Raw genomic sequence first — 25,266 nt, 5'->3', positions numbered from 1 at the left:
CCCGGATTTTCGTACGAAAATAGGGGGGTAAGCGTACGACTCGTACGAAAATCAGGCTCGGTCACGGTAGTATTTCAGAACATAAAGCCGGATGGCCGAGGCAAGGCCCGAGTCCACCCCGCGGGCCTCGTCAATTTCCGCTGCTAGCGCATTGATTGGAATGGATTTTTCTTCGGCAATTTCACGAAACGCGCGCCAGAAGTCTTCTTCCAAAGACACGCTGGTACGATGCCCCCGTAGGGTGAGCGAGCGTTTGATGGGCCGCCCGCTCATTCCTCATCCCGCCTGTGTTTCGAAAAATTCGCTAAGTCTTTGACATTGCGTGACTTTTCAAGCTCTTTCTGAGCCTTTGTCCGGCCATGTTTGACCGCGTTCTCATCGGCCCGGGCGCGCTTTTCCGCCCGGGCCTTTTTCTTGCGAAACCGATTCAGGTTCACCGGTTTCGACATTTCGCTTAGTCCTTCGGCCCGATCATCTGCTCGGGGCGCACCACCTCGTCAAAGGTTTTTTCGTCGACAAATCCGAGGTTTACAGCCTCTTCTTTAAGTGTCGTTCCGTTCTTGTGGGCGGTCTTGGCAACCTTGGTGGCGTTGTCATAGCCGATGGTCGGGGCCAGTGCCGTGACCAACATCAGGCTTTCGCGCATCAGTTTCTCGATCCGCTCTTCGTTGGCCTTGATTCCATTGAGCATACGCTCGGTGAAACTATCCGCCGCGTCACCCAAAAGTTGTATGGATTGCAACAGGTTATAGGACATCATGGGGTTGTAGACATTCAATTCGAAATGCCCCTGCGACCCGGCAAACTTGATCGCCGCGTCATTGCCCATCACATGCGCCGCCACCTGCGTCAGCGCCTCGGCCTGCGTCGGGTTCACCTTGCCCGGCATGATCGAGCTTCCCGGCTCGTTCTCGGGCAGGATCAACTCACCAAGGCCCGAGCGAGGGCCGCTTCCCAAGAACCTGATATCATTGGCAATTTTATAGCAACTCCCCGCGACGGTCGCGATCGCACCGGACATGAACACCATGGCATCATGCGCCGCCAGGGCCTCGAATTTATTCGGCGCGGTCACAAAGGGCAGACCCGTGATTTCGGCCATATTCGCCGCGACAGTCTCACCCCAACCCTTTTTCGTATTCAGGCCCGTGCCCACGGCGGTCCCACCCTGCGCCAATTCGTAGATCGCCGGAAGTGCGGCCTTCACGCGGGCGATCCCCTGACGGACCTGATGTGCGTAACCCGAGAATTCCTGACCAAGTGTCAGCGGGGTCGCATCTTGGGTATGGGTCCGACCGATCTTGATTATGTCTTTGAATTCACTGGATTTTGCTTCCAATGACGCGGCCAGTTTCTCCAGGCCGGGCAGCAGAACATCATGCACGCTCATCGCCGTGGCGATATGCATCGCGGTCGGGAAGGTATCGTTCGAAGACTGCCCCATGTTGCAATGATCGTTGGGATGAACCGGGTCCTTGGAGCCGATTTCGCCGCCCAGAATCTCGATTGCACGGTTCGCGATGACCTCGTTGGAGTTCATGTTCGACTGTGTACCTGATCCCGTCTGCCAGACCACGAGCGGGAAGTTGTCGTCGAACTTGCCCTCAAAGACCTCACCGGCGGCCTGAATGATGGCATCGGCCAGTTTCGGATCAAGGCTACCCGACTCCTTGTTGGCCTGCGCACAAGCCTTCTTGATCACGCCAAGCGCCCGCACGATGGCGACGGGCTGCTGTTCCCAGCCAATTGGGAAATTCATCAGCGAGCGTTGTGTTTGTGCGCCCCAGTATTTGTCTGCGGGCACGTCCAGGGGGCCGAAGCTATCGGTTTCGGTGCGGGTTGCGGTCATTATGGCTCTCCTGCATCTAGGTTATGCTTGTCATACCTGACGCACCGGAAAGATCAATAATGTATACTGTGGAATACCGTGGTCGGACGCCACACTATTTCCGGAAGCTGTCTAGGCTGACAACCTCGGCATCACCATGGTCGTCCTCGCCCTCGGGCTCTTCGTCGGTGTCGTCAGGCTGCTCATCCGTTGGATCGGTCGGCTCGTCTTCGTCTTGTGTCTCGAAGCGAAGGCCGAATTCCACCGATGGGTCCACGAATGTCTGGATCGAGTCGTAGGGGACATAAAGATGCTCGGGCGCGTCGCCGAAGTTCAGGGTGACAGAAAACCCTTCATCGGTGACCTCCAGATCATCAAACCAATGCTGCATTACTACAGTCATTTCAGAGGGATAGCGATCATGCAGCCAGTCGGCGATCTGAACGTCGGGGTGCGTTGTGTCGAAGGTGATAAAGAAGTGATGCGCGCCCGGAAGGCCGTTATCCCGTACATCGGTCAGAACATCCTGAATCAGGCCGCGCATGGCCCGATGCATCAGTTTTCCATAGTCAATCGTGTCAGACATCCATCGCCCCATAGTTCATGATTCCAAGCATAGGGGATTCGATCCAAAACAAAAGACCTCTGGAGGGAGTTGCTCAGATGACGAAGTGAAGCATTCCGACAAGTCCGACCATGAGACACAGCGTGCGGATCATCGACAGGCGCAGGTATAAGTGCAGGACAGAGGCCACGGCGATGAAAATGGCCGACATTGGGCTAAAGCTAGATAAGTTGGGACTGGGGCCGAACTGTCCGGTTGCGACCTCTTGGAACACCACATGCAGGGCAAACCAGACCGACAGGTTGAGGATGACCCCCACGACAGCCGCGGAAATTGCAGCCAAGGCCTCCTTCAGGCGCGGTCGCGCGAGCAGGGTTTCGACATAGGGCGCACCTGCGAAAATCCAAAGGAAACAAGGGGTAAAGGTGACCCAAAGGGCCATTACGCCGGCGCTCAGCGCGAGCGGCGCGCCGCCCTCATGATGGCCGGCAAGGTGACCGACGAACTGCGTGACAAGGATCAGCGGGCCGGGGGTGGTTTCGGCAAGGCCCAAAGCGTCGATCATTTCGGGGGTGGTGAGCCAGCCGTGGGTTTCGACGACCGCTTGGGTCATGTAGGCCAAAACGGCATAGGCACCACCGAAGGTGACGACGGCGAGTTTCGAAAAGAACAGTGCGATCTCGGTCAGGAACGTGGCACCCATGGCCCAGGCTGTCACGATGGGAGTGGCCCAAATAACCAGCCAGAGAATAATAGTTTTAATGGTTTTAAAATAATATATTACAGGGTGTTCTTCATGTGGTGAATTCTGGTCTGCACGTTGTGTGGTGAAGCCCCAGAATGCTGCCGCGATGATGATGGCGGGAAAGGGCACCGAAAAGAAAAACATCGCCACGAACCCCAGACCGGCAAGTGCCCAACTGTCCCATCCCTTGAGCGCGCGACGTGAGAGCGAGAGCAGGGCTTGTAACACGATGACCACGACGGTGGCCTTGATCCCCAAGAAAAGCGATTGAATAACAGGGACTTGCCCATAGGCGGCATAGCCCATGGCAAGCCCGAGGATGACCAGTGCTCCGGGTACGACGAACAAACCACCCGCGATGAGGCCGCCGAGGGTGCCGCGCAGGCGCCAACCTGCGTAGGTGGCCAGTTGCATGGCCTCGGGGCCGGGGAGTAGCATGCAGAAGGATAATGCACCGAGAAACTGTTGTTCTTTCAACCACTTATGACGGTCGACCAGTTCGGTATGCATAAGCGCGATCTGGGCGGCCGGGCCGCCGAAGGACAGAAGGCCGATACGTCCGAACACCCGAAAAAGATCACCGTAAGAGGGTTGCATAAAAGGGTGATAACGCCCTTCAGGATTCGCGCAAGGCTTTTGCGCGACGTCATAAAAGTTAGCAATATCAGGGTGTTGGGGTGAGAAGTGCAGGCTTCTGTTGCCAGGTGCCTGCGAACCCCGCCAGACCTTGCTAGAGGGCTGGGCTTAGATTTCGGTCTTGTTACTGCTTACGCAGCAACGGCGACCGGAGCACGATTGTCGTTGGCAATTATGCTTTAGCGAACCGATAACGGTGGTATCTCACCGGGACAAAGCTAACCCCTTTAGACGTTCGTCGATCCTGTTTCGGCCCCCTAACCACCTCCAACGAAAGGTTTTTTGGTGGAGCCGCCGGGTACCGCCCCCGGGTCCGATCCGCTTATTACGAGCGCGTTTATGTCCATAGTTCCCGAAGGAACACGCAAGATATAGGCAAGTCAGGGGCTTTTGGAAAGGGGCGGCGGCGGCAAAATTTTCGTACGAGTCGTACGCTTACCCCCCGATTTTCGTACGAAAATCACAACTGTGCCTGACACTTTCGTACGAGTCGTACGAAACCCCCCGGATCAGAGCTTGCCGCGCAGGTAGTCCATCACCGCGGGGCGCACCGATTGCGCGCCCTCGTCGCGGGCCTTGTCAATCACGTTGCGCAACTCGATCAGGTTGGTCCGGCGCAGGATGGATTTGACCGGGCCGATGGAGGCCGGGCGCATCGAGAGGCTGTTCAACCCGATGGCGGCGAAACAGGCGGCTTCGACAGGGCGGCCCGCATCCTCGCCACAAAAGCTGAGCGGGGTGTTGGTGGCCGCACAGCGGTCAACGATATGTTCAATGAAGCCAAGGAACGACACATTGAGGGTATCGTAGCGCTTGCGCACAAGTTCGTTTTCACGGTCGGCGGCAAAGAAGAACTGCTTGAGGTCGTTGCCGCCGATGGAAAGGAAATCCACGGCCTCGTAGAAACTGTCCGAGGCATAGGCGAGCGAGGGGGTTTCGAGCATCGCCCCCACCTCAAGGCTTTCGGGCAGGGGGTGGCCAAGAATACGTTCGCGTTCAAGCGCCTTGTCCATCTCGTCGCGGGCAGCGAAATATTCTTCGCGCTGCGCGATGAAGGGGAACATGACCGACAATGGGCGTCCGGCAGCGGCGCGCACGAGCGCCTGAAGCTGCATCCGCATGACCCCGGGTTTATCAAGCCCGATCCTTACCGCGCGCCAGCCAAGCGCCGGGTTGGGCTCATCCACGGCTTTCATGTAGGGCAGGACCTTGTCGGACCCGATGTCGAGCGTGCGAAACACCACACGCTTGCCCATGGCGGCGTCCATGACGCGTGAATAAAGCTCGCTCAATTCGGCGCGCTTGGGCATGTGGTTGCGAATCAGGAACTGCAATTCCGTACGAAACAGCCCGACGCCTTCGGCGCCCGAGCTTTCGAGGCTGGGCAGGTCGGCCATGAGCCCCGCATTCATGTGCAACCCGATGTGGTGGCCGCAGAGCGTTTCGGCGGGTTTGTTGCGGATCGAGGCATAGCGTTCCTGCGCCTTGGCCTGCATCGCCATCTTGTCACGGAACGCCGCGATCACCGATTCATCGGGCCGCAGATGAACGATGCCTTGTTCGCCATCGACCAGCACGGGGTCGCCGTTGAGCGCCTCGGTGGTGATGCGGCTGGCGTGGATCACAAGGGGAATGGCGAGCGCCCGCGCCACGATGGCCGCATGGGAGCCGACAGAGCCTTCCTCAAGAATGATCCCTTTGAGCCTGCGACCGTAATCGAGAAGTTCGGCCGGGCCTATGTTGCGCGCGATCAGGATCGGGTCGGCGGGCATTTCGGCGCCGGTTTCATTGCCTTGCCCGGTCAGGATTCGCAGTAGCCGGTTGGACAGGTCGTCGAGGTCATGCAGGCGGTCGCGCAGGTAGACATCCGTGACTTGCCCCATACGGGCGCGGGCGGTGGATTGTTCCTTTTCCACGGCAGCCTCGGCGGACAGGCCGCGACTGATGTCTTCCTCCATGCGGCGCATCCAGCCCTTGGAGTTGGCGAACATCCGGTAGGCTTCGAGTACCTGGAGTTGCTCCTTATCGCCGGATTTGGCGGTGGATAACATCCGGTCAACGCCGACCCGCAGTTCATCGACGGCGCTTTCGAGGCGCTCAAGCTCGCGGTGGGGGTCTTCGGCGATGGGGTTGGTGACCACGACGCGCGGTTCGTGCAGCCAGACATGGCCCTGTGCGTTGCCTTCCTGTGCCGAGGTGCCGCGAAACAGGACGGGTTGTTGGTGGCGGGCGGACATGGCCGCGCCTTCGCCCACGAAAGCGCCCAGTTCGGCCATCTCGGCGATGACCATGGCGACGACCTCGATGGCGTAAACCTCTTCCTCGGAGAAGCTGCGCGCATCCTTGGACTGTACGACGATCACGCCCAGCATCTCGCCAAGCCGCTGGATGGGGACGCCGAGAAAGGCGCTATAGGCCTCTTCGCCGGTTTCGGGCATGTAGCGGAAGCCGCGTGTGCCGGGGGCGTCATCGGTATTGACGAGCTTGCCGGTGCGGGCGACGCGCCCCACGAGGCCCTCGCCAAGTCGCATCCGGGTTTCGTGTACGGCCTCGGGGTTGAGGCCTTCGGTGGCGCAGAGTTCGAGCGTGTCTTCGTCGCGGAAAAGGTAGATCGAGCAGACCTCGGTCTTCATTTCTTCGGCGATGAGGGTTGTAATCCGGTCAAGCCGTTGTTGACCGGCGGCGTCTTCGGCCATGACGCTGCGCAGTCGGCCCAGCATTTGGCGGCTGTCTGTTTGGTGCTCTTGCGTCATCTATGCCCGCGCCGCGACTGGCCCTCGTTTGTTTTGGCCCTTACCCGTTCGCGTTACAGGGTGACGGGTTCAGGTCACTTTGTCCAATTCGAAGGCATCATGCAGGGATTGCACGGCGAGTTCCATGTATTTCCGGTCGATCAGCACGGAAATTTTTATCTCGGAGGTTGCAATGACCTTGATGTTCACACCTTCATCGGACAGCGTTTTGAACATCTTGGCGGCGACGCCCGACTGGCTGCGCATCCCGATGCCGACGGCAGAGACCTTGGCGACATTGGTGTCGGCCACGAGGTCGTGATAATTGATGTCGCCGCGATCCTTGGCTTCGGCAAGGGCCTTTTCGGCGCGCTTTACCTGATCCGTGGGGCAGGAGAAGGTCATGTCGGTGCGGCCTTCCTCCGAGATGTTCTGAACGATCATGTCGACGTTGACGCCGGCATCCGAGAGCGGCCCGAAGATGGCGGCGGCGATGCCGGGGCGGTCGGCGACCGAGATCAGGGTCATTTTCGCCTCGTCGCGGGAATAGGCGATGCCGCTTACAACATTTGATTCCACGATTTCCTCCTCGGCGCAGACCAGGGTTCCTGCGTCGTCTGATTGTTCTTCGAAGCTGCTCAGGACGCGCAGCTTGACGTTATAGCGCATGGCCAGTTCGACCGAGCGGGTTTGCAGCACTTTTGCCCCAAGCGAGGCCAGTTCGAGCATTTCCTCGAAGGCGATCCGGTCGAGTTTGCGGGCCTTGTCGGCGATGCGGGGGTCGGTGGTATAGACCCCGTCCACATCGGTGTAGATGTCGCAGCGTTCGGCGTCGAAGGCGGCGGCGAAGGCCACGGCGGTGGTATCCGAGCCGCCCCGGCCAAGGGTGGTGATGCGGCCTTCGGGGCTGATTCCCTGGAAACCGGCGACCACGGCCACGCGCATGCCGTCGGCGAAACGCGCGTTGATGTTGTCGGTGGGAATCTCCTCGATCCGGGCGGCGGAGTGGGCCGAGGTGGTCTTGAGCGGCACCTGCCAGCCTTGCCAGCTACGGGCCGGGACGTTCATTTCCTGCAAGGTGAGCGCCATCAGACCGGCGGTGACGTTTTCGCCCGAGGAGACCACGGCATCGTATTCCCGCGCGTCATAGAGTGGCGAGGTTTCATTGACGAAGCCCACCAGCTTGTTGGTTTCGCCCGACATGGCCGAAACGATGACGATGACGTCATAGCCCTTGGCCACTTCGACGCCCACGCGCTTGGCGGCGCGGCGGATTCGGTCAAGCGTGGCGACGGAGGTGCCGCCGAATTTCATCACGAGAACGGGCATTGGGGCGTCCTTACAGCAGTCTGCGCGCCGTTTACGCGGCTGTGGGCGGAAGGGCAATAGGCGAGGTGCCGCAGGCCTGTGGCGATGATTCCGAACCCGAGTTTGGGTCGCTTTCCGTCTGGAAAGTGACGCAACCGCTTGATCTGTCTGCCGAAGGGTTGTTACGCTCGTTTGACGGAGAGCGGACAGGGCTGTGCCTTCTCTTACACCACAAGAGGAACGGACTCATCCGCGGTGCCGTTCGCGTAACAAGGGAGCCGCCGATAGAGGCCAAGCGTCCGGCAGACCAGTCGACGAACAGGGGCTGGCGCGACGCAAGCGGCGGATCGGCAAAAATCATAAAGGGGGGCCTTCATGGCCGATGAAACAACAAATCAGGGTATTCCTGCCCCAGAGGGGCATGCGGATATCATTGAGACCGATTACGAGATCGGTCAGGATAATATCGAAGCGAAGATCGGGCCGTTCGGACTGGACATTCACAACCCGGTTTTCTTCATCTCGGGGCTGGCGGTTGTCGTCTTCGTGTTCTACTCGCTGGCGCTTCCCGAACAGGCAAGCAGCGTTTTCAGCTGGCTGTTTTCGGCGGTGACGAAGGGCTTTGACTGGTTCTTCCTTGGCGCCGCGAACATTTTCGTCGTTTTCTGCCTTCTGCTGATCGTGACGCCATATGGCAGCGTTCGGCTGGGCGGTGCGAATGCCACGCCGGACTATGGCTATATCGGCTGGTTCGCGATGCTGTTTGCCGCCGGTATGGGCATCGGCCTGCTGTTCTTCGGGGTGTCCGAGCCGATGAGCCACTTCTCGAGCTCGCTTGGTGGCACCGCCATGGAGGGCGGCGCACGGACCGACTGGGCCCCGCTGGGCGCAGCCGGGGGCGACGAGGCCGCGGCACAACGCCTTGGCATGGCGGCGACGATCTTCCACTGGGGGCTGCACCCCTGGGCGATCTACGCGGTCGTCGCGCTGGCACTGGCGCTGTTCAGCTACAACAAGGGCTTGCCGCTTACCCTGCGGTCGGCGTTCTACCCGTTGTTCGGTGAACGTGTCTGGGGCTGGACCGGCCACATCATCGACACGCTGGCGGTTTTCGCCACGCTTTTCGGTCTGGCGACCTCGCTGGGCTTCGGCGCGGAACAGACCGCTTCGGGCCTGACGTTCCTCTTCGGGTCGGGCGATGCGGCGGAAGGTACGCGTGCCTTCATGGGCATCACCTATGGCAATAGCGAGGAAAGCGGTGTCGCGAACAACCCGCTGCTGCTGGTCATCCTGATTTCCGGTATCACCGCGGTTGCGCTGGTGTCGGTGGTTCGTGGCCTTGACGGTGGTGTGAAGGTTCTGTCCGAGATCAACATGGGCCTTGCGGCGCTGCTGCTTGTCTTCGTGTTCCTCGTGGGTGGTCCGATCTTCCTGATCACGCTGTTCTTCGACAGCATCTGGGCCTACCTGCAGAACCTGTTTGCCTTGTCGAACCCGTTCGGCCGTGAAGACGTGAACTTCAGCCAGGGCTGGACCTCGTTTTACTGGGCGTGGTGGATCAGCTGGTCACCCTTCGTCGGCATGTTCATCGCCCGTGTGAGCCGTGGCCGCACCGTGCGCGAGTTCATCATCTGCGTGCTGCTGATTCCGACCCTCGTCTGTGTCCTTTGGATGACCGTCTTTGGCGGCACGGCCCTCAACCAGGTTGTCGCTGACGGCTACGAAGGGGCCAAGAACGCAGCGCTGGAACTCAAGCTGTTCTACATGCTGGAGCAATTGCCGCTGGCAACCATCACCTCGGTGATCGGTATCATCCTCGTGGTGGTCTTCTTCGTGACCTCCTCGGACTCCGGGTCGCTGGTGATCGACACGATCACAGCAGGCGGCAAGGTGGATGCGCCGGTTTCGCAGCGTGTGTTCTGGTGTGTCTTCGAGGGGGCGGTCGCGATCGTGCTGTTGATCGGCGGTGGCCTTGCGTCGCTGCAATCGGCGGTGATTTCCACCGGATTGCCCTTCACGCTGGTTCTGCTGGTGATGTGCTATGCCATCTGGAAGGGTCTGGCGAGCGAGAAGCGCTAATCCCGCGTAAACCGATTGCGAAGGCCCCGGGCTTGTCCCCCGGGGCCTTTTGCATTTCATTGGGCCAAAAGGCGAGGAGGCCCAGATGCAGCTTGATACCCAATTCGTACGATCCCAGTTCCCGGCGTTTTCCGAACCCAGCCTTGAGGGGCAAGCGTTTTTCGAGAATGCGGGCGGGTCTTATACCTGCGGTGCGGTGATTGACCGGCTGACGCGGTATTACCGGCAGCGCAAGGTGCAGCCCTATGGCCACTACGAGGCCAGCCGTCTGGCGGGCGAGGAAATGGACGAGGCGCGCGCGCGTCTGGCGGCGCTTTTGGGCGTGGCCACGGATGAGGTGAGTTTCGGGCCGTCCACCACGCAGAATACCTATGTTCTGGCACAGGCCTTCCGGAAGTGGATGGGCGAGGGCGACGCGATTGTCGTCACCGATCAGGACCACGAGGCCAATTCCGGGCCGTGGCGGCGACTGGCCGAGGCGGGGATCGACGTGCGCGAGTGGCGGATCGACCCCGAGAGCGGGCTTTTGCGGCTGGAGGATCTTGAGCACCTGTTGGATGACTGGGTGCGGTTGGTGTGTTTTCCGCATTGTTCCAACGTGGTCGGTGCCATCAACCCGGTGGTCGAGATCACCGCCGCCGCCCATGCGGCCGGGGCTTTCGTTTGTGTTGACGGGGTAAGTTACGCGCCGCACGGTTTCCCGGATGTGGGCGGCATGGGGCCGGATATTTACCTGTTTTCCGCTTACAAGACCTATGGGCCGCATCAGGGGATCATGGTGATCCGGCGTGAATTGGGGGAGTTGCTGCCCAATCAGGCGCATTATTTCAACGCGGGTGTTCTGTATAAAAGGTTTACCCCGGCGGGGCCGGATCATGCGCAGGTGGCGGCGAGTGCCGGTATGGCGGATTATGTGGAAGCCTTGGCGGCGCATCATGGGATCGGGGGCGAGGCCGGCGCACGCGGGCAGGCGGTGCATGATCTGATGCGCGCGCATGAGGTCGAGCTTTTGCAACCCCTGCTGGACGCGGTGAGGGATCGCAACTCGGTTCGCTTGCTGGGGCCGGAGGAGGCCGGGGCGCGGGCCCCAACCGTTGCGCTTGCCTTGAATGGGCCGGGGGCCGAGGCAGCGGCGCAACTGGCCAAGCGGGGCATCATGGCGGGTGGTGGTGACTTTTATGCGCAACGGCCCTTGGGGGCCATGGGCGTGGACCCGGAAAAGGGCGTGTTGCGGTTGAGTTTCGTGCATTACACCAGCCGTGCGGAGATTGATAAGCTTTTGAATGCCTTGGACGATATTCTTTGATCCATCGGCGGTGCCGGGCCGTAGGATGTAAAACATCCGGGGGCAGAGCATGAGTGACAGACAAGCGACGATCCTTTGGCTGCGGCGCGATCTGCGGCTGAGCGATCATCCGGCGTTTATGGCCGCGATCGCGCGGGGCGGGCCGGTGGTGCCTGTTTTCATTCACGACGATCTGGTCGAGGGATTGGGGGCGGCCCCCAAGTGGCGTTTGGGTTTGTCTCTGGCGGACCTCGCCGCGCGGCTTGAGGCCGTTGGGAGCCGTTTGATCCTGCGACGCGGCGATGCCTTGGCGGTGCTGCGCAGCTTGGTGGAAGAGTTGGGCGCGGGCGCTGTAATGTGGTCGCGGCTTTATGATCCTCAGAGTATTGAGCGCGACACGCGGGTGAAGGCCGCGTTGAAAGACGATGGTGTGGAGGTGGAAAGCCACGCCGGTCATTTGCTTTTTGAGCCATGGACGGTGGAGACTGGGGCAGGCGGCTTTTACAAGGTCTATACGCCGTTTTGGCGGGCTGTGCGCGGGCGTGAGGTTGCCGCGCCATTGGCGGCCCCTGCGGAGATTGCTGCGCCTGCGGCATGGCCCATGAGTGAGACACTGGATGATTGGCAACTGGGCCGAGCGATGAACCGAGGCGCGGAGGTGTGTCGCCCCTATCAGCGGGTCGGCGAGGAGGCGGCACAAGGGCGGCTTGGCTGGTTCATGGGCGAGGCTGTCGGAGGTTACAATGCGGCGCGGGATTTACCCGCGGAGGATGGGACCTCGGGGCTGTCTGAGAACCTTGCGCTTGGTGAAATTTCCCCGCGCCGGTGCTGGCACGCGGGTATGCGCGCGATGGAGGAGGGTAAGCCGGGGGCCGAGACTTGGTTGCAGGAGCTGGTCTGGCGCGAGTTTGCCTATCATCTGATCTATCACACGCCGCATATTACCAGTGAAAGCTGGCGTGAAGAATGGCGGGATTTCCCGTGGTCCGAAGTGGAGGACGACAGGGTGCTGGCGTGGAAGCAGGGGCGCACGGGGGTACCCTTTGTCGATGCCGCCATGCGCGAGATGTATGTCACCGGCAAGATGCACAACCGTGCGCGGATGATCGTGGCTTCGTATCTGACCAAGCACCTGATGACCCATTGGCGGATCGGGCAGGCGTGGTTCGAGGAGTGTCTGACCGATTGGGACCCGGCGAGCAACGCCCTTGGCTGGCAGTGGTCGGCGGGGTCGGGGCCGGATGCGACACCCTATTTCCGGATTTTCAACGCCGAGACGCAGGCCAAGAAGTTTGATCCCGAAGGGGTTTACCTGCGCCGCTGGATCGCGGAGCGCCAGCGGGGGCCGACAAGCACGGCGCTCAGCTTTTTCGAAGCGGTGCCGCGGTCATGGGGCCTGAGCCCGCATATGCCCTATCCTGAGGAGCCCATCGTCGGCCTGAAGGAGGGGCGGCGCCTTGCGCTTGACGCCTATGAAGGGTGGAAAACCTGAGTGATTGGGAAAACCCTTGCCGAAACCGGGCTTGGCGCCATAGCCTTAAACCAAGAACAACAGGGAACCGGGATGATCCTGACCGAGACAAAAGGGCAGACCAACCTGCCGCGCTACTTTTCGCAATGCTTTGGTGTTGCCAAGCAGCTTGAACATGGCCGATTGGATATTCGTCTGGACGATGGGCGGGTGTTTCGCGCCGAGGGCAAGAAGCCCGGCCCCGTGGCCGAAATCACGATCCACAATGGCGATGTTTTCGCGCGGATGGTGCGCGAAGGGTATCTGGGTTTCTGCGATGCCTATCTTGAGGGCTGGTGGAGCACGCCGGATTTGCAGGCCTTCATGGATCTGGTGAACGCGGGCAATGACGAGATGTACAATGGCTATCCCGGCCAAAGCCTTGTGCAGCTGTACGAGAAAATCCGCTTCTGGTTTCAGCGCAACACCAAGACGCAGGCGCGCAAGAACATCAGCTATCACTATGATCTGGGCAATGATTTTTACGGTCTTTGGCTGGATGATACGATGACCTATTCCTCGGCGATTTTCGAGACCGGGCAAGAGAGCCTTGAGGCGGCCCAATCCAAGAAATACGCCTCGATGGTGGACCAGATGGGCGTACAGCCCGGGGATCATGTGCTTGAGATCGGCTGTGGCTGGGGTGGGTTCGCGGAATATGCCGCGGCTGAGCGGGGCTTGAAGGTGACATGCCTGACCATCAGCCAAGAGCAATACAATTACGCCCGGGAGCGGATCGAGAAGGCGGGCCTGTCGGACCGCGTGGAGTTCAAGTTGCAGGATTACCGCGACGAGAGGGGCACCTATGATGGGATTGCCAGCATCGAGATGTTCGAGGCCGTGGGGCAACGCTATTGGCCGGTTTATTTCGATACGGTGCGCGATCGTCTGCGCCCCGGGGCACAGGCCACGCTCCAGATCATTACAGTCGCAGACTGCCGGTGGGATGCGTATCGCAAGGGCGTGGATTTTATCCAGAAGTACATTTTCCCGGGCGGGATGCTGCCCAGTCCCAAGGCCCTGCGAAGGGAGGTGGAGCGCGCCGGGTTACAGGTGAAACGCTCAATCGAGTTCGGCCAAAGTTATAGCCAGACGCTGCGCCGCTGGCACGAAAGTTTCAACGGGAAATGGGACGATGTGGCGAAGATGGGCTTTGACGACCGTTTCCGCCGGATGTGGAATTTCTACCTGACCTCTTGTGCGGGAGCCTTCCAAGGGGGTAATTGCGATGTGACGCAGATCACAATCGCAAGGCCCAGATAGGATGCCCCTTACACGCCACATGCCGACTATCGGCAAATTGTTTGCCGCCGCAGGTCTTGGAGCCGTGGGGTGGATCGCATCCGAGTTGATACGGCCATTGATGCCGCCGCAGACGAATTTCGGGGCATTCAATTGGGTCAATCTTGTTCTGGGGCTGCTGTGTGGATGGATCGTTGTCGGCACACGCCTTGGATATGGGTATCGGCAAGGGATCGGTGCCGGGTTGACCGGCGCGGCGGCGCTGGTTTTCTGGGGGCTTTTTGCCCAGAGTTTCAACACCATGCTGGGCAATGCCCTGCGCCGCAAATACGATGGTCCGATGGAGGCGATCACGGGTATTTTCGAGATCGCGCTGGACTATGGTCAGTATCTTCTTGATCAGAACCTGATTGGTTTACTTGTCGTCGGGGGAGTGGTCGTGGGGCTGATCGCCGAGTGGGCCGAACTGAAGTGGCAATGAGCCAATGACCGACATTTTCCTTTGCGGGCCATGGGCGTTTTCGCGGATCCGCAACAGGTTGGGTTTGCGATGCGGCGATGAAGCGGTGTTGAGCGAAGGTGGGCTTGTCGCCCCCCACGGCGCGGTGTTTCCTGTTTTGAATGCATGTTCAGCGAGCGGAGTGGCGGGTGTTGTGACCCGCGCCGATAAGGAGGCTTGGGATCGCATTGCCTATCTCGCCGAGGTTTTGGAATGGCGGATCGTGGCGCGCAGTATCGCGGGGCGCGATGTGCAGGCCATATTGCCCGCCGAAGGGTCAGCGGGCACTGAATGGGACGTCTCGGATTGGGCCGCGCGGTGGGCGGATATAGCTGCGGAGGCGATAGAGGAAATCCTTGAACATCATGCCCGGATGGAGGCGCGAGAGCTGCGCGGGCGGTTGGCCATGGTTTATTCCCGCGCTGCCGCAAGGGTCGCGGCGCGACAGCCCGCCCCGGCAGAGGTGCGGACGGATACCGGGATCGACAGGGTCGAGCAATTCAAGTGTGAGATACCGCACGCGGGGTTTTTCCTGACCCGGGCCTATGAGTTGCGGCATCCCAATTTCGATGGCGGGATGAGCCCGCGGGTCCAACGCGAAGTCTTTGTCGCGACCGATGCCGCGATCGTTTTGCCCTATGACCCGGTGCGGGACAGGGTGCTTTTGGTCGAGCAGTTTCGCATGGGGCCGTATGGGCGGGGCGATACGCGGCCTTGGATGCTTGAGCCCGTCGCGGGGCGTATCGATGCCGGGGAAGACCCTGCCGAGACCGCACGGCGCGAATGTGTCGAAGAGGCCGGGGTGACCCTGCATGCGCTTGAGCATATCAGCAGCCATTATTGCACGCCCGGCTGTTCGACCGAGTACTTCCATCTATATCTAGGTTTGTGCGACTTGCCTGAAACGACGAAGGGACAGGGCGGTTTGGACAGCGAAAATGAGGACATTCGGACGCATATCCTTGGGTTCGAGGCGGCCATGCATCTTCTGGAGAGTGGCGAGGCGGACAACGGGCCCTTGGTTTTGTCCCTTCTATGGTTGCAAAGAGAGCGCGCAAGGTTGCGCGCATCCGCTTGAGTTCGGAGCCGACAGGTTCTAAGTCTGAACAACAGATTTTGGCGTAAGGAGACGTGGGCGTATGCAAGTTGCAAAGGATCTGGCCGAGGCCGTTGGCAATACTCCCTTGATCCGGTTGCGCCGGGCAAGCGAAGAGACCGGGTGCGAGATCCTGGGCAAATGCGAGTTCATGAACCCGGGCCAATCGGTCAAGGACCGTGCGGCGCTGTTCATCATTCGCGATGCCATGGAGCGGGGGGACCTTGCCCCGGGTGGCACCATCGTCGAGGGGACGGCAGGTAACACCGGCATTGGCCTTGCGCTGGTCGGGGCCTCGATGGGTTTCAAGACGGTGATCGTGATCCCCGAAACACAGAGCCAGGAAAAGAAGGATATGCTGCGGCTTGCCGGGGCTGACCTTGTTCAGGTGCCGGCGGCGCCCTATTCGAATCCGAACAATTTTGTGCGTTATTCCGAGCGTTTGGCCGCAGAGCTTGCAAAAACCGAACCAAATGGCGCGATCTGGGCCAATCAGTTCGACAATGTCGCCAACCGGCAGGCGCATGTGGAAACCACCGGCCCCGAAATCTGGGACCAGACTAGTGGAAAGGTGGATGGATTCATCTGTGCTTGCGGGTCCGGCGGGACGCTTTCGGGGGTGGCGATGGCGCTGCAACCGAAGGGGGTCAAGATCGGGCTTGTCGATCCGATGGGGGCGAAACTCTATTCCTACTACACAACGGGCCAGTTGGAGTCCGAGGGCGGGTCGATCGCGGAAGGCATCGGGCAGGTGCGGATCACGAAAAACCTTGAAGGGCTCAAGCCCGACTATTGCTATCAGGCGAGCGATACCGAAGCGCTGCCGATTGTTTTCGACATGCTGGAGGACGAGGGCCTGTGCCTTGGAGCGTCCTCGGGCATCAACGTTGCGGGTGCGATGAAGATGGCCCGCGAGATGGGGCCGGGGCATACCATCGTGACGGTCCTGTGCGATTATGGCACGCGGTATCAATCCAAGCTGTTCAACCCCGAGTTCCTGCGTGAAAAGGACCTGCCGACGCCCGGCTGGCTGGATCAGGCGCCGCGTAGCATCCCCGGAGTATTCGTGGAATGACAGGCATGGTGCGTCGCATTCTGCCCTTGGTTCTGGCGGTTATGCTGGCCATGTTTTTGGGCGGCACGGTGGGCGGTGGGGCCGTTGCGCAGGGGGGCGCGTCTGTCTCAACACAGTCGGACAGCACGGCGCCGGATTATGACGCCTGGGAGAAGACGGCAACGCGCGCGGAATCGGTTGTCGAGGTCGCCCGCGCCTCGACCCCGGCGCTGGAAAAACTGCGTGCGGAGCTGACGGACTGGCGCGAACAGTTTCAGGCGGCTCAGGGCATCAACGCCAGTACGATCAGCACGGTCCAGAGGCAACTCGATGCCCTTGGTCCCGTGCCCGAAAGCGGCCAGGAATCCGCCGAGATCGCATCGCAACGTGACGAGTTGAACAGCCGTCTGGCAGACCTTCAGGCCCCGGCGAAGCGTGCGGAACTGGCGCACAGCCGGGCGGACGGGTTGGTCAAGGGGATCGATCAGATCATACGCGATCGGCAGACCGAGAAGCTGCTGGATTTCGGGCCGTCGCCGGTGAATCCGGTGAACTGGCCGTCGGCGGTATCAACGCTTATCGACTCGGCGCATGCCTTGCACTCCGAGTCCTTGGCGATGTGGAGCAGCCCCTCGCAGCGGGAAGAGGCACTGGCGGCTTTGCCGGTGTCGGGCATTTTGCTGTTGATCGGGACGGTGCTTGTGGCGCGGGGCCGAAAGTGGAGCCGACGTTTGGCGCGACACGTGCTGAAGGATCGCCAAAGTGCAGGGCGATGGATCGCCGGGTTCGTTGTCTCGCTTGGCAGTTTTGTCCTGCCTTTCCTCGGGCTGATGTTGCTGGCGGGTGCGATTTACCTGACGGGGCTTGTCGGAACACGGTTGGACCGCGTTCTTGAAACCGCGCTTGAGGCGGCGTTGGTCTTCCTTGTCGCGCGGTGGCTTGCGACACGGATATTCCCGACCGAGGATATGCGCGCTCCGCCTCTGAACCTTGATGATGATGCGCGCCGGGCCGGACGGTGGTACGGGGCGCTGCTTGGCCTTGCCATGGGGCTGCATCATTTCTTGGACGCGATGAGCTTGACCTTTGGCTGGTCCGAGGCGGCGGGCAATGTGATCTTGTTTCCGCTGGTGGTCGTGGCCGCGCTTTTGCTGTGGCGTTTGGGGCGGCTTTTGCTGCTGCACGCTGCGGAAACTGTCGAGGACACGGGGGAGGAAACCTATCGTGGCCGGATGACGCGGCTTTTGGCGCGTCTTCTTGTGGTGCTTTCCGTGGCTGCGCCTGTTCTGGCCGCCGTGGGATATGTCAGCCTTTCCAAGTTCTTGCTGTTCCCGTCGGTCCTGTCGCTCATGGTGCTGGCGTCGCTGGTTGTGTTGCAGCGCGTGGTGGTCGAGCTTTACGCCCTGCTGAGCGGCAATCGCGAGGGGGCGGCGGATTCGCTGATCCCGGTGCTGGTGGGCTTTGTTCTGGTGTTGCTGTCGGTGCCCGTTGTGGCCCTGATCTGGGGCGCGCGCGTGACCGACCTGACCGAACTGTGGACCCAGTTCGTGGAAGGGATCACCATCGGCAACACGCGTATTTCGCCGACGATCTTCCTGACGCTGGCCATCGTGTTCGTCATCGGCCTCGTGGCGACGCGCCTGTTGCAGGGGGCCCTTAAGAACAGCGTTCTGCCGAAAACCAAGATCGATCCGGGCGGGCGCAATGCGATTGTTTCGGGTGTCGGATATATCGGGATTTTCCTTGCGGCATTGATTGCGATCACGAGTGCGGGCATCGACCTGAGCAGTCTTGCCATCGTGGCCGGTGCGCTGTCGGTGGGGATCGGTTTTGGTCTTCAGAACATCGTGTCGAACTTCGTGTCGGGGATCATCCTGCTGATTGAGCGTCCGATTTCCGAGGGAGATTGGATCGAGGTTGGTGGCCAACACGGGACGGTGCGCGATATTTCGGTGCGTTCGACCCGGATCGAGACCTTCGACCGTACTGACGTGATCGTGCCCAATGCCGATTTCGTCAGTGGGACTGTGACGAACTATACCCGTGGCAATACCGTCGGCCGGGTAATCGTGCCGGTTGGTGTGGCCTATGGCACAGATACCCGCAAGGTCGAAGACATCCTTCTGGAGATCGGCGAGGCGCATCCTCTGGTGCTGGCCAACCCTGCGCCCTATGTGGTGTTTCAGGGCTTTGGTGCGAGTTCGATGGATTTCGAGATCCGCGCGATCCTGCGTGATGTGAATTTCGTGCTGAACGTCAAATCGGACATGAACCACGAAATCGCCCGCCGCTTTGCCGAAGAGGGTATCGAGATTCCATTCGCACAGCAGGATATCTGGCTGCGCAATCCCGAAACCCTGAGCGGGCAATCGGCCAAGGGCGCATCGCCCGCGGCCACGGTACATATTACCGAGGGAGACATGACCGACGGCGAGGGAGATGGTGATGGAGGCGATCAATGAGTGATCTGTTGTTTCGCGACGATCCCTATCGGTCTCGGGCAATTGGCCGGGTTGTCGCCCATACGCCAGAAGGCGGTGTTATCTTGAATGAATGCCTGTTCTACCCGACAGGCGGAGGGCAACCCGGCGACAGTGGGCGGCTTGTTTGGCAGGGTGGCGCGCTTGATCTGGCAACGACAGTCAAGACCGATGACGGCGAGATCGCCCTTGTTCCGGCCGAGCCGCAGGCCTTGCCGCCGGTCGGCACGGAGGTCGAGCAGGTTCTGGACTGGGAGCGGCGGTACAAGCACATGCGGATGCACAGTGCGCTCCATTTGCTGTCTGTGGTCATTCCGCTGCCGGTGACAGGAGGGGCTGTTGGCCCCGAGAAAAGCCGGCTGGATTTCGACATGCCCGAGGCGCCAGAGGATAAGGTGGCGGTCGAAGAGGCGCTGAATGCGTTGATTGATCGTGACCTGCCCGTGACCGAAGACTGGATCACCGACGCTGAGTTGGCGGCGAATCCCGGGCTCGTCAAAACCATGTCGGTCGCCCCGCCGCGCGGGGCGGGGCAGGTGCGGCTGGTTCGGATCGGTGCGGACGAAGATCAGGTGGATCTGCAACCCTGCGGCGGCACGCATGTGGCGCGCACCGGTGAAATCGGGCGCGTGCGTATCGGAAAGGTCGAGAAAAAGGGCCGTCAGAACCGCCGCGTGTCGATCCATCTGGATAGCTGAGCACGGGGGTGCAAAACCCCCTTGCGCATGGCCCGCACCCGGCGTTAAAGAGGGCGCCACGGAGAGGTGGCCGAGTGGTCGAAGGCGCACGCCTGGAAAGTGTGTAGGCGGGAAACCGTCTCCAGGGTTCGAATCCCTGTCTCTCCGCCATTTCCCTTCAGACAGGCTATCGGGATGCGGCCTATTGTTCGCGGAAGGCCCGTTGCATGGAATCCACGATGGGCTTTGTGAGGTATTCAAAGAAGGTGCGCTCGGCGGTCTGGATCATCACCTCGGCGGGCATGCCCGGGGTCGGGGTGAAACCGGGGACACGAGCAAGCTCGCTTGCAGGCAGTTGAACGCGGGCAAGATAGACCTCCTGTGGGACGATTTCGGAATCGTCTGGCAGGGCGTCGGCGGAGATGTAGTACACAGTGCCTTCAAGCACCGGCGTGGTACGTTGGTTGAGCGAGGTCAGCCGGACGGTGGCCTGCTGACCAAGTTTCACGCTGTCGATGTCGACGCGGGGGACTTGGGTTTCGATGATCAGTGGTACGCTGGTGGGCAGGATCTCGGCGATGGGCCTGCCGCTTTCGATGACGCCACCGGGGGTATTGTAGTTCATCCGCACCACCGTACCCGAGACCGGCGCGTTGATCGATGAGCGGCGATAGACATCCGCCGCCTTGCGGTAATTTTCACGCACCGAGTCAAGCTCGGCTTCGGCGGACTGCAATTCGTCAAGGGCGGCTTGCTGGTGGGTGATGATGGCCTGTTCGATTTCTCCTTGGTACTTCTCGCGCATGGCCTCGGTTTCCGTGAGTTGTGCTTCGAGGCGGCCGATTTGCCCGGTGCCATCGGCCTTGGCGCGGCGCAGGGAATTGATACGGGTTTTGGGGCTGAGACCTTTTTCGTAAAGGATCGATTGGGCCTCGATATCCTCGTCAAGCAGGGTAATCTGTTGTGTAAGCGAGGAGAGTTGCGCGCTATAGCCATCCAGCCGGCTGTCGAGCGCCTTGATATTGCGTTCCAGGACGCTGACGTCCTTGTTCAGTTTGGTGCGTGCGGCTTCGAAGTTGAGTTTTTGGTTGCGTAGGATTTGTTGGATGGCCGGGTCGTCCTCTTCGCCATCCAGAAAGTTCGGGATATCGAACTCTTCAGCGCCGCGGTACTCGGCCAGAAGGCGCGCCGTCAGGATTTCCAAACGGGCGCGGCGCAAGAACAACTCGCGCAGTTTTGCCTCGGCGGCGGTTTCATCCAGGTGCATGATCGGCTGCCCGGCTTTGACGAAATCGCCTTCGCCCACGAGAATTTCGCGGATCATGCCGCCTTCGAGGTGTTGAACGATCTGGTTGTTGCCGGTGGCGACAAAGCTGCCTTGGGTTATCACGGCGGCTGCGAGGGGGGCGCGAAAGGCCCAAGCGCCAAAGCCACCAACGGCCAGAATGATGATCAGGATTCCCATGACCGAATGACGAAATATCGACCGGGGGACTTCGTCGAACCATTCGGGGGATTCGCGGTTGCGGAGTTCTCGCATCTTTTCTCCTCCTGATTTCGGGTTCTAGCCGCGGTTGTCGGCGATGGAGCCGGGACCACCGACATTGCCGCCGCCGCCACGGATGGATTGCAGCACCTCCTCGCGCGGGCCGATCATGGCAAGGCTACCGCCCGCCAGTAGGGCGATCTTGTCCACATGTGCGAGGATCGAGGGTTTTTGCGTGATGACGACCACGGTGATTTTCTGTTCCTTGGCGTGGTGCAGCGCGCGGGCGAGGGCCTGATCGCCGGCCACGTCGAGGTTCGAGTTGGGCTCGTCCAGCACCAGAAGGCGGGGATTGCCGAAGAAGGCCCGCGCCAGTGCGATGCGTTGTTTCTGTCCACCCGACAACGGGGAGCCGTCGGCGCCGACAAAGGTTTCGTAGCCGTGCGGCAGGTTGGCGATCATGTCGTGGACATCGGCAAGGCGAGCGGCCTCGTAGATTTGAGCATCGGTGGCGTCTGCGCGCATCCGGGCGATATTGTCCTTGATGGTGCCGGGGAAAAGCTGCACGTCCTGCGGCAGGTAACCGATGTTTTCCCCGAACTGGCGCTGATCCCAATTGCGCAGGTCCATCAGGTCGAGTCTGACACAGCCCGAAGTGGGCAGGATCGCCCCCACGAGCATTTTGCCCAGTGTCGTCTTACCCGCGCCCGAGTTCCCGATGACACCCAAAGATGTACCGGGGGCGAGGCTGAAGGACAGGCCGTTGAGGACGACGCTTTTGGTGCCTTGCGGAACATAGAGCAGCCGTTCGACATCCAGCCGTCCTTCGGGTTGTGGCAGGCGCAGGCGGTCGGTGTTGAGAGGGGATTCCGTCAAAAGCCCGGAAATGCGGCCATAGGAGGCGCGCGACAGGATGAACTGATTCCAGCCTTCGATCGCGCCTTCGATGGGGGCGAGGGCGCGGCCCGCGATAATCGAGGCGGCGATGACCATTCCGCCGGTGATCTGTCCGTCCAGCGCCAGAAACGCGCCCCAGCCAAGCATCCCGACCTGTGTCAGAAGACGCACGCCACGGGAAAAGGCCGCGGAGGTAATATTGCGGTCCTGTGCGCGGACCTGAGCTTTGAGCGAAGCGGCGGTATCGCGGCCCCAGATCGAGACGGCTTCGGGGATCATCGCGAGGGCATTGATGATCTGGCTGTTCCGGGCCATGGAGTCGAGGTGCATGTTGGCCATGCTTTGATGCTGGTTTGCCGTGGCGAAGTGCTTGGACGTGGCCCTTTGGTTGATCAGCGCGATCACCAGCAGTACCAGCGCGGTGACCACCACGATCATGCCCAAGTGCGGATGCACGAGGAATATTGCGAGGATGAATAGCGGGGCGAAGGGCATATCGAGAAAGGACAGCAGGGTGCCCGAAACCAGGAAACCGCGGAGTTGCTGAAGATCGCCCAGTGTCTGGTATTCCCGGCCGTTGCTGGTGAGTGCCGCACGGGCCGCGGCAGAGAGGATCGAAGAGCCGAGTTTTGCCGCGAGCTCAACCGCCGTACGCATCAGGACAAAGCGGCGCAAGGCATCGAAGACAGCCTGTAACAGAACCGCACCCACGATGACTGCGGTCAGCATGATAAGCGTATCGACCGAACGACTTGTCAGCACGCGGTCGGATATCTGGAACAGGTAGACCGGGATGGCGAGAATCAGAAGGTTGGTCATGCAGGTGAACAGCATGACGATCACCATATTGCGCCGGACGGCGGCGAGACCTTTCTTGAGGTTACCGGAAAAATCCACCGGCCCCATGCGACGGTGAAACCCGCCGCCGCCGCTGCCGCCTGCACCGCCGCCCTCTCCGTCGCCGGATTGTTTTTCGGGCGGCGTGGCATCGGTTTTGGCAGGGGCTGTGTTGATGGGTTCGGTCGTGCCGTCCTGCCGGGCGGTGTCGGGGCTGCGCGCCTCGGGGTCGTCGACGCGTTGATCGTCGCGGAGTTCGAGGGGGGGAGTCGAATTTTCGGTATCTTGTCCCTCGGTGTCGGGCTTCAATTCCCTAGGTGTGAAATTCATGTTGCGGTCTTCTCTCTATAATCGTTTCGCGCGTGCCTGCGATCAGACGAGAACGCCTGCCATCGGGTCAGCCCCCATATCGTCGTGTATGACATTATGGGTGCTATCATCCTGCTGTTGGTTCGTTGCATCGCCGGTGTCGTCCGTGAGGAATGCCACGGCCTCGCTTGCAAGACCGTTGCCGTTGTCGGTGACCAACTGGCTTTCGTCGGTCACGATCAGACCGGCCTGATACATAAGGGCGTCCGAATATTGATCGCCGCCGAGATGGATTTCCGAGTTCAGCCCGGCCTCGTAAATAGAGGCGAGATTGAGCAGGGCGTTTTCGCCTACGATAAGCGAGGCTTCAGCCCCCTCCTGGCTGGCCATTTGGCCCGCGTGTAGCTGTAGCTGATCGGCATCGCCGACGATATTGGTCTGACTAATGTACTGAAAGTTGATCAGATCGCCTTCGATATAGAGCACCTTGAGCGTATCCAGCCCTTCGAAGGCGGGATTATCGAGGATGGAGCCCCCGACGCTATCAGATCCGGCGGCAAGGCTTTCGCCCAAGGCCTCGTATTCAAGACTCATCTCGCCGTAGGCATCCGCGCCGATGGTTTCGATCACGGCCTCGTTCCACAGCAGGTTGTCGCCACCCGAGGCCTCCCATCCGTCGCCGTAGGAGATGCTATCGTTATCGAGCAGGACGTTGACCTGATCGATGACGCTGATGTTGATCAGGCTGCCGGAGACGACGATCAGGTCGTAATGGAAGCCAAGTTCCTGAAGGGTGGTGTAATTGGTTGTCGTGTTGCCACCGGTTTGCAGGAAGCTTTCATTGCCTGAGAACTTGACGCTGAGCACGTCATTATCGACCAGGTAGTTGTATTGTTCGACCCAGTTGAAATTCACCAAGTCGTCGGTGAGGCGGGCCACGATGGCGGAGTCGGGAAAGTCCGGCTCGTCCTCGGCATCCTCGGCCTGTCCCTCGGGTGGGGTGCTCTCGGGGATGGCGCGGCTGAGAATGGCCGCGATGTTGTGAGTGGTGTCGCCTGCACCTTGCGTGGGGGGCAGGCCGTTGGTGCAATCGAGATTCGATAGGACATTGACCTGCGAGATGGCGTTGAAGGAGTGGCTGTCGCCCATGATGGCCATGACCGGCGCGTCGATCCAGTTGATTGCAAGGGAAACGACATTCGCAGACATGTTGCCGCCAGCGATGACCTCGTGCGGGATATCGTCATCGTCCTGCGACTCGCGGTCGAGGAAGGGAGGCATGAATTCATCCAGATCGGGCATGGTTTCGACCGTCTGGCCATCGACATGCACCCCGGCAGCATCCGCGCCGGTAAGGAGGTGAATTACGGCTCCGTCAACGGGATCGGGTTCGAAAATCTGTGCCGTCTCGTAGTACGACACGCCTAAGGGGGCGATGTCTGCGCCGGTTTCGGGCAGCGTTGCGGGCCAGTCGATGGAGAGTGTCTCGGAATACTGGGTGAGAACCGTCAGGCTTTGCTGGTAGTAGCCGACCGAGACGAAACCCGGATCTGGTGTGGCTGTGATCAGCAAATCACTATCGTTAAGCGCGATCTTCTGGATGATGGCCAGAGCCACCGAAGAGGGTGGCGCAAGGACCGGTGTTTCGATTGTCAGCCCGCCAGTCATGGGCAGGGCAAAGGGGGCCGGTACCAAGGGGTCGATCAGGCTGTTGGCTATGCTGTTTCCGTCGAAATTGACTGGAAGGGGATCGGGCGGTGGCGCCGGGGTGACGCGGGCCTCGGAAAAATTGCTGATGCGGGCGGATATGCCGGGATTGAAATCGCCAATCGTATACTTCGAGGATACATTGACCGTAACGTTCAATGGATTTGTCAGGTCATCGTCGATGCGTTGAAGGGCCTTGAAGGCATCATATTCCTGCCGCATCCGCGCTTCTTCAACCGCTTGACTGAAAAAGCCTATGAAATGAGAAATTGCCTCTGTTGTTAGATCCTGGCC

The 25,266-nt window shown here is 60.4% G+C and carries 19 protein-coding genes, 1 tRNA gene and 1 other RNA gene; 10 read left to right on the top strand and 11 right to left on the bottom strand.

What is annotated here, in order from left to right; all coding sequences use genetic code 11:
* Nucleotides 1-51: 51 nt before the first annotated feature.
* From FDP25_RS01530 to FDP25_RS01495, 8 genes are all read right to left on the bottom strand, one after another.
* A complete protein-coding gene (locus tag FDP25_RS01530; RefSeq protein ID WP_154148415.1) occupies nt 52-273 on the bottom strand; it encodes a ribbon-helix-helix domain-containing protein in 222 nt (73 codons plus the stop codon).
* On the bottom strand, nt 270-449 hold the full coding sequence (locus tag FDP25_RS01525) for a DUF4169 family protein (protein ID WP_154148414.1): 180 nt from the start codon (nt 447-449) through the stop codon (nt 270-272). Before FDP25_RS01525 ends, FDP25_RS01530 begins: the two co-directional genes overlap by 4 nt.
* 5 nt (nt 450-454) lie before the next feature.
* Complete coding sequence (gene fumC, locus FDP25_RS01520) at nt 455-1,849, bottom strand: class II fumarate hydratase (protein ID WP_154148413.1); 1,395 nt, start codon at nt 1,847-1,849, stop codon at nt 455-457.
* 94 nt (nt 1,850-1,943) lie between these two features.
* The gene (locus tag FDP25_RS01515; protein ID WP_154148412.1) at nt 1,944-2,414 is read right to left on the bottom strand and encodes an SspB family protein; all 471 of its coding nucleotides are present in this window, start codon (nt 2,412-2,414) and stop codon (nt 1,944-1,946) included.
* Nucleotides 2,415-2,487: 73 nt separating this feature from the next.
* Complete coding sequence (gene chrA / locus FDP25_RS01510; protein WP_154148411.1) at nt 2,488-3,735, bottom strand: chromate efflux transporter; 1,248 nt, start codon at nt 3,733-3,735, stop codon at nt 2,488-2,490.
* A gap of 86 nt (nt 3,736-3,821) precedes the next feature.
* Nucleotides 3,822-4,175: a transfer-messenger RNA gene (gene ssrA / locus FDP25_RS01505) on the bottom strand.
* Nucleotides 4,176-4,283: 108 nt separating this feature from the next.
* Entirely contained in the window at nt 4,284-6,527 is a 2,244-nt protein-coding gene (gene ptsP, locus FDP25_RS01500) for a phosphoenolpyruvate--protein phosphotransferase (RefSeq protein ID WP_154148410.1), read from the bottom strand.
* Nucleotides 6,528-6,596: 69 nt separating this feature from the next.
* A complete protein-coding gene (locus FDP25_RS01495; protein WP_154148409.1) occupies nt 6,597-7,835 on the bottom strand; it encodes an aspartate kinase in 1,239 nt (412 codons plus the stop codon).
* A 354-nt stretch (nt 7,836-8,189) separates the two neighbouring features.
* Here FDP25_RS01495 and FDP25_RS01490 point away from each other — a divergent pair, with 354 nt between their 5' ends.
* The 10 genes from FDP25_RS01490 (at nt 8,190) to FDP25_RS01445 (ending at nt 19,907) form a co-directional block, all read left to right on the top strand.
* On the top strand, nt 8,190-9,893 hold the full coding sequence (locus FDP25_RS01490; protein ID WP_154148408.1) for a BCCT family transporter: 1,704 nt from the start codon (nt 8,190-8,192) through the stop codon (nt 9,891-9,893).
* Nucleotides 9,894-9,978: 85 nt separating this feature from the next.
* On the top strand, nt 9,979-11,199 hold the full coding sequence (locus FDP25_RS01485; protein WP_154148407.1) for an aminotransferase class V-fold PLP-dependent enzyme: 1,221 nt from the start codon (nt 9,979-9,981) through the stop codon (nt 11,197-11,199).
* Nucleotides 11,200-11,248: 49 nt separating this feature from the next.
* Nucleotides 11,249-12,670, top strand: a complete 1,422-nt coding sequence (locus FDP25_RS01480; RefSeq protein ID WP_154148406.1) for a cryptochrome/photolyase family protein — start codon at nt 11,249-11,251, stop codon at nt 12,668-12,670.
* 72 nt (nt 12,671-12,742) lie between these two features.
* On the top strand, nt 12,743-13,951 hold the full coding sequence (locus FDP25_RS01475; protein WP_154152978.1) for an SAM-dependent methyltransferase: 1,209 nt from the start codon (nt 12,743-12,745) through the stop codon (nt 13,949-13,951).
* 1 nt (nt 13,952) lies between these two features.
* The gene (locus FDP25_RS01470) at nt 13,953-14,411 is read left to right on the top strand and encodes a TrgA family protein (protein WP_154148405.1); all 459 of its coding nucleotides are present in this window, start codon (nt 13,953-13,955) and stop codon (nt 14,409-14,411) included.
* Nucleotides 14,412-14,583: 172 nt separating this feature from the next.
* Nucleotides 14,584-15,507 carry an NUDIX domain-containing protein gene (locus FDP25_RS01465; protein ID WP_343031928.1) on the top strand — a complete coding sequence of 308 codons (924 nt, stop codon included), beginning with the start codon at nt 14,584-14,586 and terminating at the stop codon, nt 15,505-15,507.
* A 61-nt stretch (nt 15,508-15,568) separates the two neighbouring features.
* Nucleotides 15,569-16,600, top strand: coding sequence for a cysteine synthase A (locus FDP25_RS01460; RefSeq protein WP_154148403.1), 1,032 nt, complete (start codon nt 15,569-15,571; stop codon nt 16,598-16,600).
* A gap of 5 nt (nt 16,601-16,605) precedes the next feature.
* Nucleotides 16,606-19,041, top strand: a complete 2,436-nt coding sequence (locus FDP25_RS01455; protein ID WP_246175735.1) for a DUF3772 domain-containing protein — start codon at nt 16,606-16,608, stop codon at nt 19,039-19,041.
* Nucleotides 19,038-19,757, top strand: a complete 720-nt coding sequence (locus FDP25_RS01450; RefSeq protein WP_154148401.1) for an alanyl-tRNA editing protein — start codon at nt 19,038-19,040, stop codon at nt 19,755-19,757. Before FDP25_RS01455 ends, FDP25_RS01450 begins: the two co-directional genes overlap by 4 nt.
* 60 nt (nt 19,758-19,817) lie before the next feature.
* Nucleotides 19,818-19,907 (top strand) — tRNA-Ser (locus FDP25_RS01445).
* 31 nt (nt 19,908-19,938) lie between these two features.
* Here FDP25_RS01445 and FDP25_RS01440 read toward each other — a convergent pair.
* From FDP25_RS01440 to FDP25_RS01430, 3 genes are read right to left on the bottom strand one after another with little or no spacing between them, the layout of a single operon-like run.
* Entirely contained in the window at nt 19,939-21,276 is a 1,338-nt protein-coding gene (locus tag FDP25_RS01440; RefSeq protein WP_154148400.1) for an HlyD family type I secretion periplasmic adaptor subunit, read from the bottom strand.
* A 24-nt stretch (nt 21,277-21,300) separates the two neighbouring features.
* Entirely contained in the window at nt 21,301-23,286 is a 1,986-nt protein-coding gene (locus FDP25_RS01435) for a type I secretion system permease/ATPase (protein ID WP_154148399.1), read from the bottom strand.
* A 42-nt stretch (nt 23,287-23,328) separates the two neighbouring features.
* Nucleotides 23,329-25,194 (bottom strand): hypothetical protein, encoded by a 1,866-nt coding sequence (locus FDP25_RS01430; RefSeq protein ID WP_154148398.1) that lies wholly within the window; start codon nt 25,192-25,194, stop codon nt 23,329-23,331.
* Nucleotides 25,195-25,266: the final 72 nt, after the last annotated feature.

The sequence above is a fragment of the Roseovarius bejariae genome (assembly GCF_009669325.1).
GTDB classification, from domain to species: Bacteria; Pseudomonadota; Alphaproteobacteria; order Rhodobacterales; family Rhodobacteraceae; genus Roseovarius; species Roseovarius bejariae.
Note: the sequence above shows the minus strand (reverse complement) of the source record. Positions and strands in the feature narration are given on the sequence as shown.

What these genes read in the sequence shown, in the direction of transcription:
- FDP25_RS01530 (WP_154148415.1), bottom strand. Translation starts at nt 273, where the DNA reads ATGAGCGGGCGGCCCATCAAACGCTCGCTCACCCTACGGGGGCATCGT.
- FDP25_RS01525 (WP_154148414.1), bottom strand. Translation starts at nt 449, where the DNA reads ATGTCGAAACCGGTGAACCTGAATCGGTTTCGCAAGAAAAAGGCCCGG.
- fumC (WP_154148413.1), bottom strand. Translation starts at nt 1,849, where the DNA reads ATGACCGCAACCCGCACCGAAACCGATAGCTTCGGCCCCCTGGACGTG.
- FDP25_RS01515 (WP_154148412.1), bottom strand. Translation starts at nt 2,414, where the DNA reads ATGTCTGACACGATTGACTATGGAAAACTGATGCATCGGGCCATGCGC.
- chrA (WP_154148411.1), bottom strand. Translation starts at nt 3,735, where the DNA reads ATGCAACCCTCTTACGGTGATCTTTTTCGGGTGTTCGGACGTATCGGC.
- ptsP (WP_154148410.1), bottom strand. Translation starts at nt 6,527, where the DNA reads ATGACGCAAGAGCACCAAACAGACAGCCGCCAAATGCTGGGCCGACTG.
- FDP25_RS01495 (WP_154148409.1), bottom strand. Translation starts at nt 7,835, where the DNA reads ATGCCCGTTCTCGTGATGAAATTCGGCGGCACCTCCGTCGCCACGCTT.
- FDP25_RS01490 (WP_154148408.1), top strand. Translation starts at nt 8,190, where the DNA reads ATGGCCGATGAAACAACAAATCAGGGTATTCCTGCCCCAGAGGGGCAT.
- FDP25_RS01485 (WP_154148407.1), top strand. Translation starts at nt 9,979, where the DNA reads ATGCAGCTTGATACCCAATTCGTACGATCCCAGTTCCCGGCGTTTTCC.
- FDP25_RS01480 (WP_154148406.1), top strand. Translation starts at nt 11,249, where the DNA reads ATGAGTGACAGACAAGCGACGATCCTTTGGCTGCGGCGCGATCTGCGG.
- FDP25_RS01475 (WP_154152978.1), top strand. Translation starts at nt 12,743, where the DNA reads ATGATCCTGACCGAGACAAAAGGGCAGACCAACCTGCCGCGCTACTTT.
- FDP25_RS01470 (WP_154148405.1), top strand. Translation starts at nt 13,953, where the DNA reads ATGCCCCTTACACGCCACATGCCGACTATCGGCAAATTGTTTGCCGCC.
- FDP25_RS01460 (WP_154148403.1), top strand. Translation starts at nt 15,569, where the DNA reads ATGCAAGTTGCAAAGGATCTGGCCGAGGCCGTTGGCAATACTCCCTTG.
- FDP25_RS01455 (WP_246175735.1), top strand. Translation starts at nt 16,606, where the DNA reads ATGGTGCGTCGCATTCTGCCCTTGGTTCTGGCGGTTATGCTGGCCATG.
- FDP25_RS01450 (WP_154148401.1), top strand. Translation starts at nt 19,038, where the DNA reads ATGAGTGATCTGTTGTTTCGCGACGATCCCTATCGGTCTCGGGCAATT.
- FDP25_RS01440 (WP_154148400.1), bottom strand. Translation starts at nt 21,276, where the DNA reads ATGCGAGAACTCCGCAACCGCGAATCCCCCGAATGGTTCGACGAAGTC.
- FDP25_RS01435 (WP_154148399.1), bottom strand. Translation starts at nt 23,286, where the DNA reads ATGAATTTCACACCTAGGGAATTGAAGCCCGACACCGAGGGACAAGAT.
- FDP25_RS01430 (WP_154148398.1), bottom strand. Translation starts at nt 25,194, where the DNA reads ATGCGGCAGGAATATGATGCCTTCAAGGCCCTTCAACGCATCGACGAT.